Annotated in this window: 14 protein-coding genes; 9 read left to right on the forward strand and 5 right to left on the reverse strand. The window is 36.6% G+C overall.

Going from position 1 to position 16404, the window contains the following annotated elements; all coding sequences use genetic code 11:
- Window positions 1–5 precede the first annotated feature (5 nt).
- On the forward strand, window positions 6–1319 hold the full coding sequence (locus tag ACN5J7_RS02640; protein WP_418602543.1) for a serine hydrolase domain-containing protein: 1314 nt from the start codon (window positions 6–8) through the stop codon (window positions 1317–1319).
- Window positions 1320–1629: 310 nt separating this feature from the next.
- Window positions 1630–2565, forward strand: a complete 936-nt coding sequence (gene ctlX, locus ACN5J7_RS02645) for a citrulline utilization hydrolase CtlX (RefSeq protein WP_311939291.1) — start codon at window positions 1630–1632, stop codon at window positions 2563–2565.
- A 153-nt stretch (window positions 2566–2718) separates the two neighbouring features.
- Here ctlX and ACN5J7_RS02650 read toward each other — a convergent pair whose 3' ends face one another.
- Entirely contained in the window at window positions 2719–4797 is a 2079-nt protein-coding gene (locus ACN5J7_RS02650) for an ATP-binding protein (RefSeq protein WP_418602546.1), read from the reverse strand.
- Window positions 4798–5187: 390 nt separating this feature from the next.
- Here ACN5J7_RS02650 and ACN5J7_RS02655 point away from each other — a divergent pair, with 390 nt between their 5' ends.
- The 5 genes from ACN5J7_RS02655 (at window position 5188) to ACN5J7_RS02675 (ending at window position 10699) form a co-directional block, all read left to right on the forward strand.
- Entirely contained in the window at window positions 5188–5388 is a 201-nt protein-coding gene (locus ACN5J7_RS02655) for a hypothetical protein (protein WP_418602547.1), read from the forward strand.
- A gap of 131 nt (window positions 5389–5519) precedes the next feature.
- A complete protein-coding gene (gene argS, locus ACN5J7_RS02660; protein WP_418602548.1) occupies window positions 5520–7307 on the forward strand; it encodes an arginine--tRNA ligase in 1788 nt (595 codons plus the stop codon).
- 65 nt (window positions 7308–7372) lie between these two features.
- On the forward strand, window positions 7373–7969 hold the full coding sequence (locus ACN5J7_RS02665) for a SprT-like domain-containing protein (protein ID WP_311939302.1): 597 nt from the start codon (window positions 7373–7375) through the stop codon (window positions 7967–7969).
- Window positions 7970–8018: 49 nt separating this feature from the next.
- On the forward strand, window positions 8019–9098 hold the full coding sequence (locus ACN5J7_RS02670) for a mannose-1-phosphate guanylyltransferase (protein ID WP_418602550.1): 1080 nt from the start codon (window positions 8019–8021) through the stop codon (window positions 9096–9098).
- Between the two features lie 131 nt (window positions 9099–9229).
- On the forward strand, window positions 9230–10699 hold the full coding sequence (locus ACN5J7_RS02675; protein ID WP_311940561.1) for a TIGR00341 family protein: 1470 nt from the start codon (window positions 9230–9232) through the stop codon (window positions 10697–10699).
- A 36-nt stretch (window positions 10700–10735) separates the two neighbouring features.
- Here ACN5J7_RS02675 and ACN5J7_RS02680 read toward each other — a convergent pair whose 3' ends face one another.
- Window positions 10736–11503, reverse strand: a complete 768-nt coding sequence (locus tag ACN5J7_RS02680) for an ABC transporter ATP-binding protein (protein WP_311939307.1) — start codon at window positions 11501–11503, stop codon at window positions 10736–10738.
- The gene (locus ACN5J7_RS02685; RefSeq protein WP_311939310.1) at window positions 11500–12240 is read right to left on the reverse strand and encodes an ABC transporter permease; all 741 of its coding nucleotides are present in this window, start codon (window positions 12238–12240) and stop codon (window positions 11500–11502) included. Before ACN5J7_RS02685 ends, ACN5J7_RS02680 begins: the two co-directional genes overlap by 4 nt.
- A 105-nt stretch (window positions 12241–12345) precedes the next feature.
- On the opposite strand from ACN5J7_RS02685, the gene pafA reads away from it, so the two are divergent.
- Window positions 12346–14013 carry an alkaline phosphatase PafA gene (pafA, locus tag ACN5J7_RS02690; protein ID WP_418602552.1) on the forward strand — a complete coding sequence of 556 codons (1668 nt, stop codon included), beginning with the start codon at window positions 12346–12348 and terminating at the stop codon, window positions 14011–14013.
- Between the two features lies 1 nt (window position 14014).
- A complete protein-coding gene (locus ACN5J7_RS02695) occupies window positions 14015–14824 on the forward strand; it encodes a DNA/RNA non-specific endonuclease (protein WP_418602554.1) in 810 nt (269 codons plus the stop codon).
- A 131-nt stretch (window positions 14825–14955) separates the two neighbouring features.
- On the opposite strand, the gene ACN5J7_RS02700 is transcribed toward ACN5J7_RS02695, so the two are convergent.
- Window positions 14956–15804 carry a glycosyltransferase gene (locus ACN5J7_RS02700; protein WP_418602555.1) on the reverse strand — a complete coding sequence of 283 codons (849 nt, stop codon included), beginning with the start codon at window positions 15802–15804 and terminating at the stop codon, window positions 14956–14958.
- 39 nt (window positions 15805–15843) lie between these two features.
- Window positions 15844–16380, reverse strand: coding sequence for a methyltransferase (locus ACN5J7_RS02705; protein ID WP_418602556.1), 537 nt, complete (start codon window positions 16378–16380; stop codon window positions 15844–15846).
- Between the last annotated feature and the right edge of the window lie 24 nt (window positions 16381–16404).

A 16404-nucleotide genomic window follows, 5' to 3' on the forward strand; every position in this document is an offset into this window, starting at 1 on the left:
TAAAAATGACAATAAACTCGAAAGCCGGCTATCAAGCAATTCAACTGTTAATTATGTTCTGCTTTTCATTTCTCAGCTCACAAGCCAGCGCCCAAGATAATGAAGCAATAAGCATTAATGAAAAGCTTGATGAGATACGCAACAATCCATTTGATATGCCGTTCGAGCGAAGTGATATCAATCTCCTTAATTGGCAGTATTGGCCTTATAGCCGTTATGCAAGTCATCACCCACGAGAGTTTATACCAATGGCTACCATCCACGCTGACCCTGAAGCAGCAGCACTTGAAGAAATAATAAATGACCCATTTAATCTCATGGAGCTAAAAGTTTCTGTTGATACAGAAAAAGATGTTCCATTACTAGACCTTCTGAAGTCAATACAAATGAAAGGCTTTGCTGTGATGTATGAAGGAAAACTAGTTTTTGAAACCTACGACCAAGGCATGCAAAAACATGATATTCAAATTTTACAATCTAGTTCAAAAACGTTCACCGGTATGTTAATCCATAAGTTAGCAAGCGAGGGTCTATTAGATTTAGGCGCTAATGTGGACGAATATTTACCTGACTTGAATGCCGATGTTTTCAAAGGTTCTACCCTGCAAAATATGCTTGATATGGAAGTGGGTTTTCCTAACTTTGGTAGTTACCACAACGCATATGATTTTGGCTTTATGAGTGAAGTTCATATGGGCCTAAAGCCAAAGGCGCTAGGTGTTGAACATCGTTCAACTTTGTCATTTATTCAGCAGTTTCAAAAACCATCTTTCGTTGCGGGCAACAAATTTTCATATAATGATATGAATACTCAGGTCTTGGCTATGGTTGCTGAACAGGTCACAGGTAAGCAATATGCCCAGTTGATAGAAGAAAATTTCTGGCGCCCCTTACAAGCCCGTTATGATGCAGCTGTTTCAATTGATGAAGACGGCAATGCAGGCGCTAGCTGGGGTATGGCAATAACATTAAGGGATGCTGCTAGATTTGGCCAAATGATGTTAAATAGAGGCAGTTTTAAAGGTAAGAGGGTAATCCCTGAGGGTTATTTTGAATCAACTTTTGACCAACCACCTACAGAGCCCCTATCGCCTTATTTTGTACTTGGACAACAAGAGGATTACAGAAATCAAGTCTGGATGCTGCGAGACGATGGGTTGATGCATACGATAGGTTCATTTGGCCAGTTTATTTTTGCGGATTACAAGAACGAAATCGCCATAGTTTTCATGGCAAATTGGAAGCATACCAGTCACTTAGAAAGCAAAGAGCATTTGCTGCGAATTGTCCGTGCAATAGGCAAACAGATAAATCGTTAACCATTTTATTGATACATGCTCTATAGCAGGGTTTTCACCGCTTTATTAAGTTCTATTTTTTCTTTGTTCTTACCTTAAGAAAAAAGAGATACGAATAAGAAATACTAATTGCTCTGATGTAATTTAGTGTTTTTTTTAATGACCTGTAATGCAAAGATAAAGTTCCGTTTTAATGAACTTTATCGGTTGTTAAACGAAGGTGTCGTTTTTTTTCTGACAAAATCCAGTTTTTTTGGTGGCTTAAATATTATTCAAATGGTATACTATAATGTAAAATAGTTATACTTTTACAACGAAAATGACTAAGCAAATGCAACAAACCACAAATACCATATTAATGATTCGTCCTATAAATTTTAGGATGAACGAGCAAACGGCTGTAAACAATTATTATCAAGAACCCATTGATGGTGTTTTGCCCGAAACTATTAATACCAAAGCGCAAAAAGAGTTTGATGCCTATGTTGATAAACTAAGAGGCATTGGTGTGCATGTGGTGGTGGTAAACGATACTGCAGAGTTTGATACACCAGACTCCATTTTTCCGAACAACTGGATCTCGTTTCATGAAAATGGAAACGTAGGGCTATATCCCATGTTTGCAGAAAACAGGCGTTTGGAACGACGCGAAGATGTTTTAACAGAGCTTGAAAAGGAAGGTTTTGTAATCAATCACATAGTGGATTATACGAGTGCCGAAGAAGAAAATGTGTTTCTTGAAGGCACTGGTAGCGTGATTTTGGACCGTGCAAACCGTAAAGCCTATTGTGCGCTATCGCCTCGTGCCGATGAAGATTTGTTAATAGAATTTTGTGAGGATTTTGAATATACACCGGTAATTTTTACAGCATACCAAACCGTTGATAATAAGCGTAAGGCCATTTATCATACCAATGTTATGATGTGTTTGGGTGAAACTTTTGCCGTAATTTGCTTAGCTAGTATTGATGATAAAAAAGAACGTAAAAACGTCATTAAGCACTTAAAGGAAAACGGCAAAGAGATTGTAGATATTAGCGAAGAGCAAGTTGCCAATTTTGCGGGTAATATGCTGCAGGTAAAAGGAACTGACGATGTGTTATATTTAATAATGAGCCAATCGGCTTATGATTCGCTAACAAAATCCCAAATTGAAAAGTTGGAAAAGCATACTAAAATATTGTCGAGTTCTTTAAACACTATTGAGGCTTGTGGTGGCGGTAGTGCCCGTTGCATGATGGCCGAGGTGTTTTTGCCTAAAAAGTAATTGGGCAAAGAGATGCGTTAGGGATTGCAGTGGAAATCCTTTTTGTAAGGCACGAACAAAAAGATTGTAATGTAAAGCCCGACGCCGCTTCGAGAGCCTCAGCGAACAAGTGGGGTAACGCCCAAATACTTAAAAATGTTTGCTTTGCTAAATTTAAGCTGTTGGTTTCGATTTTGGTAATTTTACATAAAATGTGCTGCCAACATCTGGGGTGCTTTCTACCCAAATTTTTCCATTGTTGAGTTCTATTAGCTCTTTACAAATTGAAAGCCCTAAACCTGTTCCTTTTTCGTTATTTGTGCCCAAGGTTGTAAAGGTGTTGCTTTTAAAAAGCTTGTCTAGGTTTTGTTTAGAAATACCAACGCCGGTATCGGCAATGCTAATAATGCAACTGCCATTGCTAATGCGGTTTGAAATGGTAATGGTATCGCCGGTATTACTGAATTTTAGGGCATTTGCCAGCAAATTTTGGACAACAATTTCGAACATGCTTCTATCGGCATAAGCAAAGTCGCGCATGGAACGGTCTACGAGTGTGATGCCTTTGTTTTCCATGCGTTGTTCGATGAGCTTAATTTTGTCCTCAAAAACCTCCTGCACATCAAACAAGCTTGGTTTGGGCTCCAATGAATGCATTTGGGATTTAGACCAATTTAGCAAATTGAACAGTAATAAGGACGCGCTATTGGCGTTTTCGCTTAACTCTGGAATTAAATTATCGAACTCTTCGCGGGATAGCGAGCCGTCTTTTAGTAAATCTATAAAGCCGTTGATTGAGGATAGCGAATCTTTTAAATCGTGCGATACAATGGAGAATAGTTTGTCTTTTACATTGTTTACGTTTTCAAGATGCTTTGTTTGTTCTTGAAAAGCTTCGTTTTGCAATTGGATTTTTATGTTTTTTTCCTCAAGTTCTTGGGTGTATTTTATTCTGCTATTTCGTTTTAAATAAATTAATATTAAAAAAGTGGATACTATAGCTAATGCGGCCAATAAGGCATAAAAAATGAGTTTAAACCTATCGAACTTTTGTTTGCTCTCTGAAACGACAGCGTTGTTTGTGGGTTCGGGTTTTATGTCGTTTTTGGGTTTTGTTTCTTCTCTATCAAAATCCGGATCCAATTCAAGTTTGGCGACGTTATTGGTTTTTAAGTTAACATTTGCACTGTTTTTGCTTAACTCGTTTTTTAATGTATAGTATTCGCGTTGCCACTCAAAAGCCCTATCAAATCTTTTTTTGATGGAGTCCAGAACCTTCATTAGTTTATAATGCCTTAACAGTTCTTTTTTGTTGTTGAGCTCTTTGGCAATGTCGCCCGCTTCCGTTAGTTGTTTTTCGGCTAAAACCAACCGCCCCTGTTGTAAATTTAATTCTCCCAAATTGTTTAGTACGGTTAAAAAACTGGACTTATCTTTATTTCGGAAGTTTAAATTATAACCTTTTACCAGATATTTTTCAGCTTTGTCAAAATCATTGAATTTTAGGTATTCGCCGCCTAATTTGGGGTAGACCATTCTTCGGATGGAATCGCTGTTTGCATTCTTGCTATTTAGTATTTTTTCGTAATATTCAATAGCTTTTCTGTGTTCTTTTCTAGATGAAAACAATTCAGCCAAATAACTGTTGGATTCGTTAATACCTTTCGTGTCATTTAACTGTTCCTGTATTTCTGCCGCTTTAAGGTAGTATTCAATGGCCTTGTCTACGGCATTAATGTTGTAATACGCTTTGGCTAAATTGCTGTACGACAGTTTAAGCTCGTTGGTAAGGTTTCGTTTTTCCAGCTCTTCTATAGCCGATAGTGCATATTGCAAGCCCAAGGCATAATTACCGCGTTTAATTTCCAGTAAACCAATACTGTTGTTAACTTTTGCAACACCAACTACATCGTTTAACTGCCGATACAGCGCTTTCGATTTGTTGTAGCCGTTAACCGCATTTATATAATCGTTTTTGTTCGCATAAATTAAGGCTTTGTAATATGCCACTTCGGCAATACCTTTATGGTAGTTAAGTTGGTTTGATAGTTTTTCGCTTTCAATAATATATTTAATAGCGCGATCAAAATCGTTTGTTTCGTAAAGTAGTTTTATAAGCTTAAGGGAAGTGTCAACTTTTAAACTGTCTTGATTTTGGAAAGCCAATTGTATGGAAAGACTATCCAACTCTTCGGATTGAGAAAACCCAGAGCAGACAGACATAAATAAAAATAACGTAATTATTTTCCTCATACAATATCTAAATTACACCAATAACAAAGCAGTGATAATGATATAAAGGTGCCTTATTTGAGGGAAATAAAGATTACTCTATTAAGTTGTAATATTTGTTTTAAATTGTCTTTTAATGTTGAATTTAATAGCTTTACAAAACAAAAGTTGTAAAAAGAGATGCATAATGCTAATTTCTGCGTTTTAATACCAAAAAATCAGATAAAAAGAACACTGAAAATTATTGTTAAAATCGACGAATAGATTAACGGCAAAAAAAATAGAAAAACGGTGTGTTTATCGACGAAATGCGTCCTTTGTTTTTTGTGTTATCAAAGGTGTTTAAATCGCCAATTATAATTTAAGATTAAAAATTTTGTTATATTACTAGATAATTAAACTAATGGGTGTATGAACAAAAGTGTAAAAATGATTCTTTTAATAGTGGGTATTGTGCTAATTGGTTACGGTATTTATACGTTAATTGCTCCTGAAGCATCTGTAAGCATTGGCGGGTTTAGTGTAGAAGCACAAGACAATACAAATTCTTATATTACAATAGCCCTAGGTTTGGTTGCAATAGCATTAAGTTTTTTAGGAGGAAAAAAGTAATTTAGGTTATAAATAATTGGATATAGGTTTAATTGCTCTAAACGTAATTAAACTTTTTATTTATTGGAATTATTTTGAACTTTAAAAATTAATAAATATCCTATCTTTGCTCACTTAAAAAGTTATAGTAAATGAGCCCTCAGGAGATATTATCCAAGCACGTAAAACAAGCCATACAAACAGCATATAGTTTAGAAATTGATGCCGTAGAATTTCAAGCCACCAGAAAAGAATTTGCCGGCGATATTACCGTTGTCATTTTTCCCATGCTGCGTTTTATTAAAGGAAACCCCGTGCAAATTGGTGAGACCGTTGGTAACTATTTGGTTGAACATGTTGATGATGTTAAAGCATTTAATGTTGTGAAAGGCTTTTTGAATATAGAAATTAGCGATGTGTATTTTACGCGTTTTTTTAACGCTATTCTTGAAGATGAAACTTACGGATTTTCAGCTATAAATAAAGATGAAAAAGCGGTAATGGTTGAGTATTCTTCGCCAAACACCAACAAGCCGTTGCACTTAGGGCACGTACGAAACAATTTATTGGGTTACAGCGTTGCCGAAATCTTAAAAGCATCGGGCAAAAAAGTGTATAAAACACAAATTATAAACGATAGAGGCATCCATATTTGTAAAAGTATGTTGGCTTGGAAACGTTTGGGTATTGGTGAAACGCCAGAAAGCACAGGTTTAAAAGGTGATAAACTGGTAGGTAATTACTATGTAAAATTCGATCAAGAATATAAGAAAGAGGTCGAAAAACTAATAGCCAATGGCATAAGTACCGAGGAAGCAAAAAAGAATGCGCCAATTTTATTGGAAGCCCAAAACATGCTGTTAAAATGGGAAGCCGGTGATGCAGAAACCGTTGCACTTTGGAAAAAAATGAACGGCTGGGTTTATGATGGGTTTGATGTAACCTATAAAAATTTAGGCGTCGATTTTGATACTTTGTACTACGAAAGCAACACCTATTTATTGGGTAAGGAATTTGTTGAAGAAGGTTTAAGAACTGGTGTTTTTGAAGAAGAAGAGGATGGCTCGGTTTGGTGTGATTTAACCGAAGATGGTTTAGATAAAAAAATAGTACAACGTGCTGATGGTACTGCGGTTTACATGACGCAGGATATTGGTACGGCCATACAACGTATTAAGGATTTTCCAGATGTTGGCGGTATGGTTTACACCGTTGGTAACGAGCAAGATTACCATTTTCAAGTCTTGTTTTTAATTCTGAAAAAACTAGGGTTCGATTGGGCAAAAAACCTCTACCATTTAAGCTACGGCATGGTAGATTTACCTTCGGGGAAAATGAAAAGTAGAGAAGGCACTGTTGTTGATGCCGACGATTTAATCGATGACATGGCAAAAACTGCTGGCGAGATTTCAGAAGAATTGGGGAAACTCGATGGCTATTCCGAAACCGAGAAACAAGAGCTTTACAAAATCATTGGTTTGGGCGCATTAAAATATTACATTTTAAAGGTAGACCCTAAAAAGCGTATTTTATTCGACCCAAAGGAATCTATAGATTTTCAAGGCAATACGGGGCCGTTTATTCAATATACCTATGCCAGAATTCAATCGATAATAAGAAAAGCAAATTTTGATTATTCAAAACCAAAAAACGATATTATTGAAAGACCTTTGCACAGCAAAGAAAAAGAGCTTTTAAAGCAACTTCAGTTATTTCCGGAAGTAATCCAAAATGCCGCAACACAGCATAGTCCGGCATTGGTTGCCAATTACACCTACGAGTTGGTAAAGTCGTTCAATTCGTTCTACCAAAACGTGTCCATTTTAGGCGCAGATAATGCGTTGGATAAACTATTTAGGGTGCAGCTTTCAAACAAAGTCGCTTTAACCATTAAAAATGCCTTTCGTGTTTTAGGGATTGAGGTTCCGGAAAGGATGTGATAAATTCATTTGAAAAAAGGAAAACCAATAAAATTAATTGCATAAGATTTAACTATTTTCGTATAATGCAAAATCAGTTAAAAGATTACATTCCACAAGGGGCGATACCGCAAGTTATAAAACTTTTGGAGCACGATAATCTAACGGTAAAAATTAAAAACGAGCGTAAAACCCGCCATGGCGATTATAAGCAATTGCCAAACGGGAAGCATCAAATTACAATAAACTCCAATTTAAATGCCTACCGATTTTTAATTACCTTATTACACGAAATTGCCCATTTTGAAGCCTACAACACACATGGCAGATTTATTAAACCACACGGTTTGGAGTGGAAACGTAGTTTTCAGCATTTAATGTTACCCTTTTTAAATCCTGATATTTTCCCGAATGACTTGTTGCCCCTTTTGGCAAATCATTTTAAAAACCCAAAAGCATCGAGCGATACCGATGTAAAATTAGCTTTGGCATTAAAGCAATTTGACGCGCCAAATAATAAAACCTATGTATTTGAAGTGCCTTTGGGACAAGCCTTTAAATTGTATAACGGAAAAATATTTAAAAAAGGGAATAAACGTGTAAAACGCTATGAATGCGTTGAGCTTAAAACAGGAAAGTTGTATCTTTTCAACCCGAATGCAGAGGTAGAATTATTAAATTGATTATCATTTCTGCGAAGGCAGGAATCACATAAATAAAAACTAAATTTTAATGAACAAAAATTATTATGCCATATTGATGGCTGGAGGTGTAGGCTCAAGATTTTGGCCCGTAAGTACAGAAGCGTTCCCCAAACAATTTCACGATATGTTGGGCACCGGTGATACGCTCATTCAAAAAACATTTAATCGCTTAGCGCATTTAATTCCAAAGGAAAATATTTTCATTTTAACAAACGAGCGCTATAACGATTTGGTTTTCGAACAGCTTCCAGAGGTAACAAAACGCCAAGTGGTTTTAGAACCGGCAATGCGAAACACGGCACCTTGTATTTTGTACGCTTCGTTAAAAATCCAAAAAGAAAACCCAGACGCGGTAATGATTGTGGCACCAAGCGATCATTGGATTGAGGACGAAAATATTTTTGCTAAAAACGTACAACAGGCCTTCGATTATTGTGCCGAAAATAACGCATTAATGACGTTGGGCATCACGCCAACATTCCCCAATACCGGCTATGGGTATATTGAGTTTGATAACGCTTCCGCGGAAGCGATAAAATCGGTAAATCAGTTTAGGGAAAAACCAGATTACGAAACCGCAAAAACCTTTATTGCACAGGGTAATTTTTTATGGAATGCCGGTATTTTTATGTGGAGCGTTAAAAGCGTTGTTGAAGCATTTAAAAACAACCAACCTGCATTGTATGCCTTATTCGAAAATGGAATAAGCGCTTATAATACCGATGCTGAAGACGATTTTATTAGAATCAATTACGAAAAAGCTGAAAACATTTCGGTGGATTATGCCATTATGGAAAAATCCAATAATGTATTTGTAATTGCTGCGGAATTTGATTGGAACGATTTAGGAACCTGGGGCAGTTTGTATGATAAATTAGATAAAGACAAGGCAGGAAATGCCGTTGTAAACTCCAGGACTTTAACCGAAGAAGCCTCTGGAAATATGATACGCACCAAAAATGATAAAGTGGTTGTGGTTGATGGTTTACAGGATTACATTATAGTTGATAAAGATGAGGTTTTGCTCATTTATCCAAAATCGAAAGAGCAGGATATTAAAAAAGTACTTCAAAAAGTAAAGCATAAATTTGGCAATCATTTGGGCTAAAAACCACGGATTTAAATTTGTGCTTATTTTTTTGAAATAAATAGCCTAGAATTTTTTATATATTCGTGTAATATTGATTTCTATTTTCTGAAAAAGAGAATTTGGAATTTCAATTTTGGAATTTAAAGCGTATGGAAGAAAATAAATTTAACTTTTCGGAGGAAGAAAACAACAAAGAGAAAGCCGTAGAGCAATCTAAAGATGCGGTTAGAAAAGATGCTAAAGGGCTATGGCAAAGCATTAATACCTTTTTTAGCGAGCTATTGGATTTTCGTGAGGATACCGATAGAGATGCTACCGTTAATGCCATAAAAGGCGACATTTCGTTTAAAGGCGCAACGGCTTGGATTTTAATTTGTTCCATTTTTGTGGCATCGGTTGGATTAAATGCCAACTCGACAGCTGTGGTAATTGGTGCCATGTTAATTTCGCCGTTAATGGGACCTATTTTGGGCGTTGGGCTTTCTATTGCCATTAACGATATTGATACCCTAAAGAGGTCGCTTATAAATTTGGCGATAATGATTGCGCTAAGTTTAATAACCGCATTTTTGTTTTTTAGGTTTTTTCCGTTGAGCGAAGATACTTCAGAGCTTTTAGGCAGGGTGCAACCCGACATTCGCGATGTTTTAATAGCCTTTTTTGGTGGTTTGGCACTTATTATTGCACGTACAAAACGTGGCACCATAGCCTCGGTAATATTTGGCGTTGCCATTGCCACGGCATTAATGCCACCGCTGTGTACTGCGGGTTACGGTTTGGCAAAAGGCAATTGGGAGTACTTTTTCGGAGCTATGTATTTGTTTACCATCAACACTATATTTATTGCTTTGGCAACCTTTTTGGTGCTGAAAGTGTTACGGTTTCCTATGCTTAAATACGCCAATTCAAAAAAGCGTCGGTTTATTTCAAGAATGGCGATGCTGTTGGCCATAGTTGTTATGGTTCCTGCGGGCTTTACCTTTTTTAGCGTTTATCAAGAAAGTACTTTTGAGGTTGATGCACAGGCATTTATAAACAAGGAATTGGATGCGCTTCCGCATTCAGAATATATCAAGAAAAACTCCTTGTATAAATACGGAGGGGCTGAAAATAGTGTGATTGAGTTGAATTCTTTTGGATTGGATGAAATTCCGGAAAGCACCATTTCAGTCTTACAAAACCGAATGGCATCGTATCCGGCATTAAGCAAGTACAATACCAAGCTTAAGTTTAACCAGAGCAGAAGCCAAGGTTTGGACAACTTTAAATACATGGAAGAGCTCCGTACACGGGATTCTTTAGATTTATTATCGCAATCTGAAAAAATAAGGTATTTAGAAAATAAAGTAAAACAGCTCTCTCAATATGAACAAAATTATATTCCGTTTGAAGGCTTAACGAATGAAGTGGAAATTAATTATGAAAACATAGATGAGTTTTCGTATGCTAAGGTTATAAACACCAACTTTAAAAAAACGGATACCTTATCGGTGTTTTCAGTAAAGTGGATTGATTCCTTGACCAATGAATCTGTTAGGGCAAAAGAACGGGAAAAACTTGAAAAATGGTTGAAACTAAAATTGAACACCAATAAATTGGAAGTTAAACGGGTGAATTAATTTTGAACACGGAACACGGAACACGGAATACTGGAATCACTCGTTCTCCTCAATATACATTTTACGAACTTTTTTAAACAATTCTGAAGAGTAAACAAAATTTGTAACGGCTTCGTTATCGGTTTTAAAAATGGTTTTATTTGAGCCTTCCCAAGCTTTTACACCGTCTTTTAAAAACACGATTTTTTCACCAATTTCCATAACCGAGTTCATATCGTGGGAGTTAATTACCGTAATGATTTGGTATTCGTCTGTAATCTCCTGGATCAAATTATCAATAACAATGGCTGTTTTAGGGTCTAATCCAGAATTGGGTTCGTCGCAAAACAAATATTTTGGCTTATTTACAATAGCACGAGCAATGGCAACACGTTTTTGCATACCACCAGAAGCTTCACTCGGCATTTTGTTATGTGCACCATCAAGGTTTACGCGTTTTAATACAAAGTCTACACGATCTTCCATTTCGCTTTTACTCTGATTGGTAAACATGCGTAACGGAAACATGACGTTCTGTGCAATGGTCATCGAATCAAACAAAGCACTGCCTTGAAAAACCATGCCAATTTCGGCACGTAAATTACGTTTTTGGTCTTCGGTTAATTGAGAAAATATTTTGCCCCCATAAGCTATTGTGCCTTCTTCGTAATCAAACAGTCCTAATAAACACTTTAAAAACACCGTTTTACCCGAGCCACTTTGCCCAATTATAAGATTGGTTATGCCTTTTTCAAAAGTGGTGCTAATGCCTTTTAAAACTTTAACATCACCAAACGATTTATGTAAATTTTTAACTTCTATCATTGTCCTAACATCATATCCGTTAATATATAATTCAATAAAATAATAACTACGGCAGTCCATACAAACGAGGTTGTACTCGCTTTACCAACTTCCAGTGCGCCGCCTTTCATATAATAACCATGAAACGACGGAATGGTTGCCAAAACAAAAGCAAAAATAAAAGTTTTAACAAACGAATAGGCCACATGAAAGGTGTCGAAATCTGTTTGCAGCCCAAGTATGTAATCTGCCAACGAGGTGTAGCCACCAAAAACACAAGCGGCCATACCGCCTAAAATGCCCAAAAACATACCAATGGCAATGGCAAAAGGGTACAGCAATAAAGCTACTGTTTTAGGGAAAACCAAATAGTTAAGTGAATTTATTCCCATAACCTCCAAGGCATCAATTTGCTCTGTAACACGCATTGTGCCTATGCTTGATGTAATAAACGAACCTACTTTACCCGCCATAATAATAGAGGTGAAAGTTGGTGCAAATTCTAAGATAACAGATTGCCTAGTAGCAAAACCTACCAAGTATTTTGGAATTAAGGGATTGTCTATATTCAATGCCGTTTGAATGGTAATTACCCCACCAACAAAAAACGAGATAAAAGCAATAATACCGAGTGATCCAATAATTAAATCGTCAATATCCTTAAGGATCAATGTTTTCATTACAGACCATTTAGTTGGCTTGCGAAACATCTCAACAATCATCAAAAAATATAATCCAATATTATGAAGGTAAGTCATATAAAATTTTGTAACTGCTAAAGTAAAAAAAGTTATAGAATTTAACCTTAATTTTAAAATATCATATTTTAAAATATGTATTTTTGAGCTTATAAATAATTTATCATGCTAAATAACACAGTCCCTTTTCTTTTAATTATTTTTTTGTTCAATATTTCCCAAGCCCAAAGACCGCAAGTAAAAAGGCAACAAGCTAAAACAGAAACGCTTAGCGCAAAACCTAAATTGGTGGTTGGTATTGTAGTCGACCAAATGCGTTATGATTATTTAACCCGTTTTGAAAACAAGTTTGGAACTGGCGGATTTATGCGCATGATTAACGAGGGTTTTAACTGTAAAAACAATCACTTCAATTACGTGCCAACCTACACGGGACCTGGTCATGCTTCGGTTTATACGGGCACAACGCCCAAATATCACGGTATTATTGGCAATAACTGGTACGATAAAGAAATTAAAACAAGTGTGTATTGTGCTGGCGATGATGAGGTGCAATCTGTTGGAACTTCGGCCAGCTCGGGGCAAATGTCTCCGCACCGCATGAAAACCACAACTTTTGGAGACGAGAATAGGCTTTTTACGCAAATGCGCGGAAAAACCATTGGAGTTTCCATTAAAGACAGAGGGGCGGTTTTACCTGCGGGACATACGGCAAATGCAGCTTATTGGTTTCAAGGAAAAGATGAAGGCAACTGGATTTCCAGTACGTTTTATATGAATGATTTGCCAAAATGGGTAAAGGATTTTAATGCTGAAAAATCGGTTTCAAAATATTTAACCGAATGGAATACCCTTTACGATATTAACACGTACACCGAAAGCGGTAGCGATTTAAATACCTTCGAAGGTGGCTTTAAAGGAAAGGAAACCGCAACGTTTCCGTATCAATTGGATGTTTTAAAAGATGAAAACGGAGGTTACGATTTATTAAAAGCTACGGCTTATGGAAACAGCTTAACGACCGATTTTGCCCTGGCAGCTTTAAAAGGCGAACAATTAGGACAAGACAACGATACCGATGTGTTAGCCGTAAGCTATTCAAGTACCGATTATGTGGGGCATAATTTTGGGGTAAACTCTAAAGAAGTTCAAGACACTTACATTCGATTGGATAAAGATTTAGAGCGTTTGTTTAATGCTTTAGATGCTCAGGTTGGTAAAGGTAATTACACGGTGTTTTTAACCGCCGATCATGCAGCCATTGATGTGCCGGCGTATTTAAAATCGGTAAAGATTCCGTCAGGATATTTAGATAATAGGAAAACAAAAAAGCAGTTTGAAGCTTTTATGGAAATCACTTATAAAGATTCGGATTTAATTGAAAACGTAAGCAACAATCAAATTTTCTTAAACCGCGAAAAGATTAAAGCATTGGGATTGAATTTAACTGATGTGCAAAACGCTATTGTAAACGAGCTTATTACTTACGACCATATCGATAAGGTTTACGCTGCAACCACAATGCGCTCAACACAATTTACCATAGGTATTGAAGCCTTATTGCAAAAAGGGTTTAACCAAAAACGCTCGGGCGATGTTATTATAGTTCCAGAACCCGCTTTTATTTCCTATCATAAAACAGGTTCAACACACGGCAGCGGCTTGAATTACGATACCCATGTGCCTCTATTGTTTTTTGGAAACGGGATTAAGCACGGGCAAACCTTGCAAAAAACAGAAATCACCGATATTGCACCAACCATGTCGGCATTGTTGGGTATTAGTTTACCAAACGGCGCCATTGGTAAACCATTGGAAATTGTTTTAGAATAATTTGAACAAGCGCACATTATATTCCATCATAGCCATCTTAATTTTATTGGGTGTTTATGGCTATGAATATTTTTTAAATGAAGAAGAAAAAGCCGAGGTTGTTTCTGAAGGTAAATCAGCTAAAAACGATACCAACGCCTATTTTTTACCAACAAGTACCACGGGGCAAATCATCCATCACGAAGGCTATTCGTTATCGTATAGCGAGCCACACGAACAAGCGGAATGGGTGGCTTACGAGTTGAAGAAATCACATCTTTCAAATTCGAATTTTACCCGCCCTTATTTTGAGATTGACGAAGCTGTAAAAACCGGAGCAGCCCATTGGCGCAACTATAAAAATTCAGGTTACGACCGCGGACATTTGTGTCCTGCCGGCGATAGACGATACAGTAAATCGGCGCACGACGAAACGTTTTTAACCAGTAATATTAGTCCGCAAAAACACGATTTCAATGCGGGTATTTGGAATGCTTTAGAACAGAAAGTACGCTATTGGGCAAGCAAGTACGATGGCGTTTTTGTAATTACGGGCGGCGTTTTAAACGGCAAAATGAAAACCATTGGTGACGAGGCTGTTTCAGTACCCAATCAATTTTACAAAGTGTTGATTGATAACAATAGCGGCAAACCAAAAATGATAGCTTTTTTGATGCCACACGAAGATTCCGATAAACCACTATATGAGTTTGTGGTTTCTGTGGATACTATTGAAAACCTAACGGGTATTGATTTTTTTCCAGAATTGGATGATGCCATTGAAAACCAATTAGAAGCGTCGAGCACTTATAAAGGTTGGAGTTTTAATTAGCAGAATGGTTCGTTTAATGCTAAGATAAAGTTCCGTTTCAATGAACTTTATCGGTCGTTACTGAAACAAGTTCAGCACAAGTAAACGAAGGTATCGTTTTTTTTCTGACAAATCAAGTGTCGAGATGGTGCTTATTTTAGTTTATTAAGCATGCCTTTCCACCGTAAATCCCTAATAAATTCACCTTCTTTTTCAGAAACCAAATGCTCTAATTTTTGCTTTTTAGCTTTAAAATAACCCGCTAAATAATCTATAAATAATCCGAAACTATTCTTTTTAAAAGCCAATTTTAAAGCCGAAATAAATGTGATTACAAAACCATAACGCATTTTATACATGGCTTCGCCCTGCAAATATTTTGAGGCTTTATTATAACTAATACCTGTGGGTTTTAAGTGTTTTACTTTAAGGGTTTCGTCGGTTGAAATAGTCCACCCGTAAAATTGGGCGAGCAGTTCATCAACCGTATCCCAACCCATAGATGGTTTGAGTTTGCCAATATCTAAAAAACATTGTTTTCTATAGGTTTTTAATGCGCCCCGAATGTGGTCTTTATTGGTTAGATTTTCTAAAACCCAATCGCCGTTTTTTTCAATATAGCAAAACCCCGAAACCATACCTAGTTTTTCATTGTTGTTAAAATGATAGGTGAGTTGTTTTAAATAGTTGTCGGGAAAAATTAAATCTGCATCAAATTTACAGATCACATCATAATTGTCATCTAAAGTTTCATAACCCTTGTAAAACGCATTGATGATTTTTGAACCCGGTAAATGTTGATTTGAGGACGAAGCGTTTACCAATGAAATCCAAGGGTGCTTTTCAACGAAAGCTGCAACAATATTTTGAGTGTTATCGGTAGAATTATCATTAACCACAACCACTTTTTTGGGTAAATGGGTTTGATTTACCAACGAATCTAAAGTCAGTTTTATTGAAGGCGCTTCGTTGTGCGCTGGAATAATGATGTAGAAATTCAAAGTTTAAAATTTAATATTCAAAGTTAAACCTTTTGGAATTTATGTTTTTGGATTTCTGATTCTTTCCGCATAAACTATATAATACCTTGGGATAAACCAACGTAAAATAGGGCGGATGCCAATCTTTTTTGTGGGGTTGGTCCATTTTTGTCTATCCATAATTTTCCAACCGGCTTTTTCCAATAGCCAATCGAATTGCCAATCTTCAAACTCGTGGTAATGTCTGTCCAACATATCCGTTTTGCTTCGATAAGCCGAAGAAAACCATAATTTAAGCGGTACACTGGCCACCAGTTTATCGGCTTTTATAGATTTTAAAACCGTGAAAGGAGAGAGCAAATGCTCGCATATTTCGAAAGCGGTAACAACTTGGGCTTTTGAATTTATAATGGTTGATGTGTCGATATCCAAATCTTCGCCTTTCGTGTTTTCAACGCTGTAACCATGGTCTTGCATGATTTTTGTAAACGGATTTACAACGCCTAAATCTAAAATAGCCTCAGAAGTTGAAACGTGTTTTTTTAAAAATTCAATGGTGTGCTTAAAGCGTTTGTTAGGATAGCTTTTTTCGTACATGCAATAATTTTTTTCATTTCCGCA

The organism is Hwangdonia sp., assembly GCF_048381975.1.
Lineage (GTDB): Bacteria > Bacteroidota > Bacteroidia > Flavobacteriales > Flavobacteriaceae > Hwangdonia > Hwangdonia seohaensis.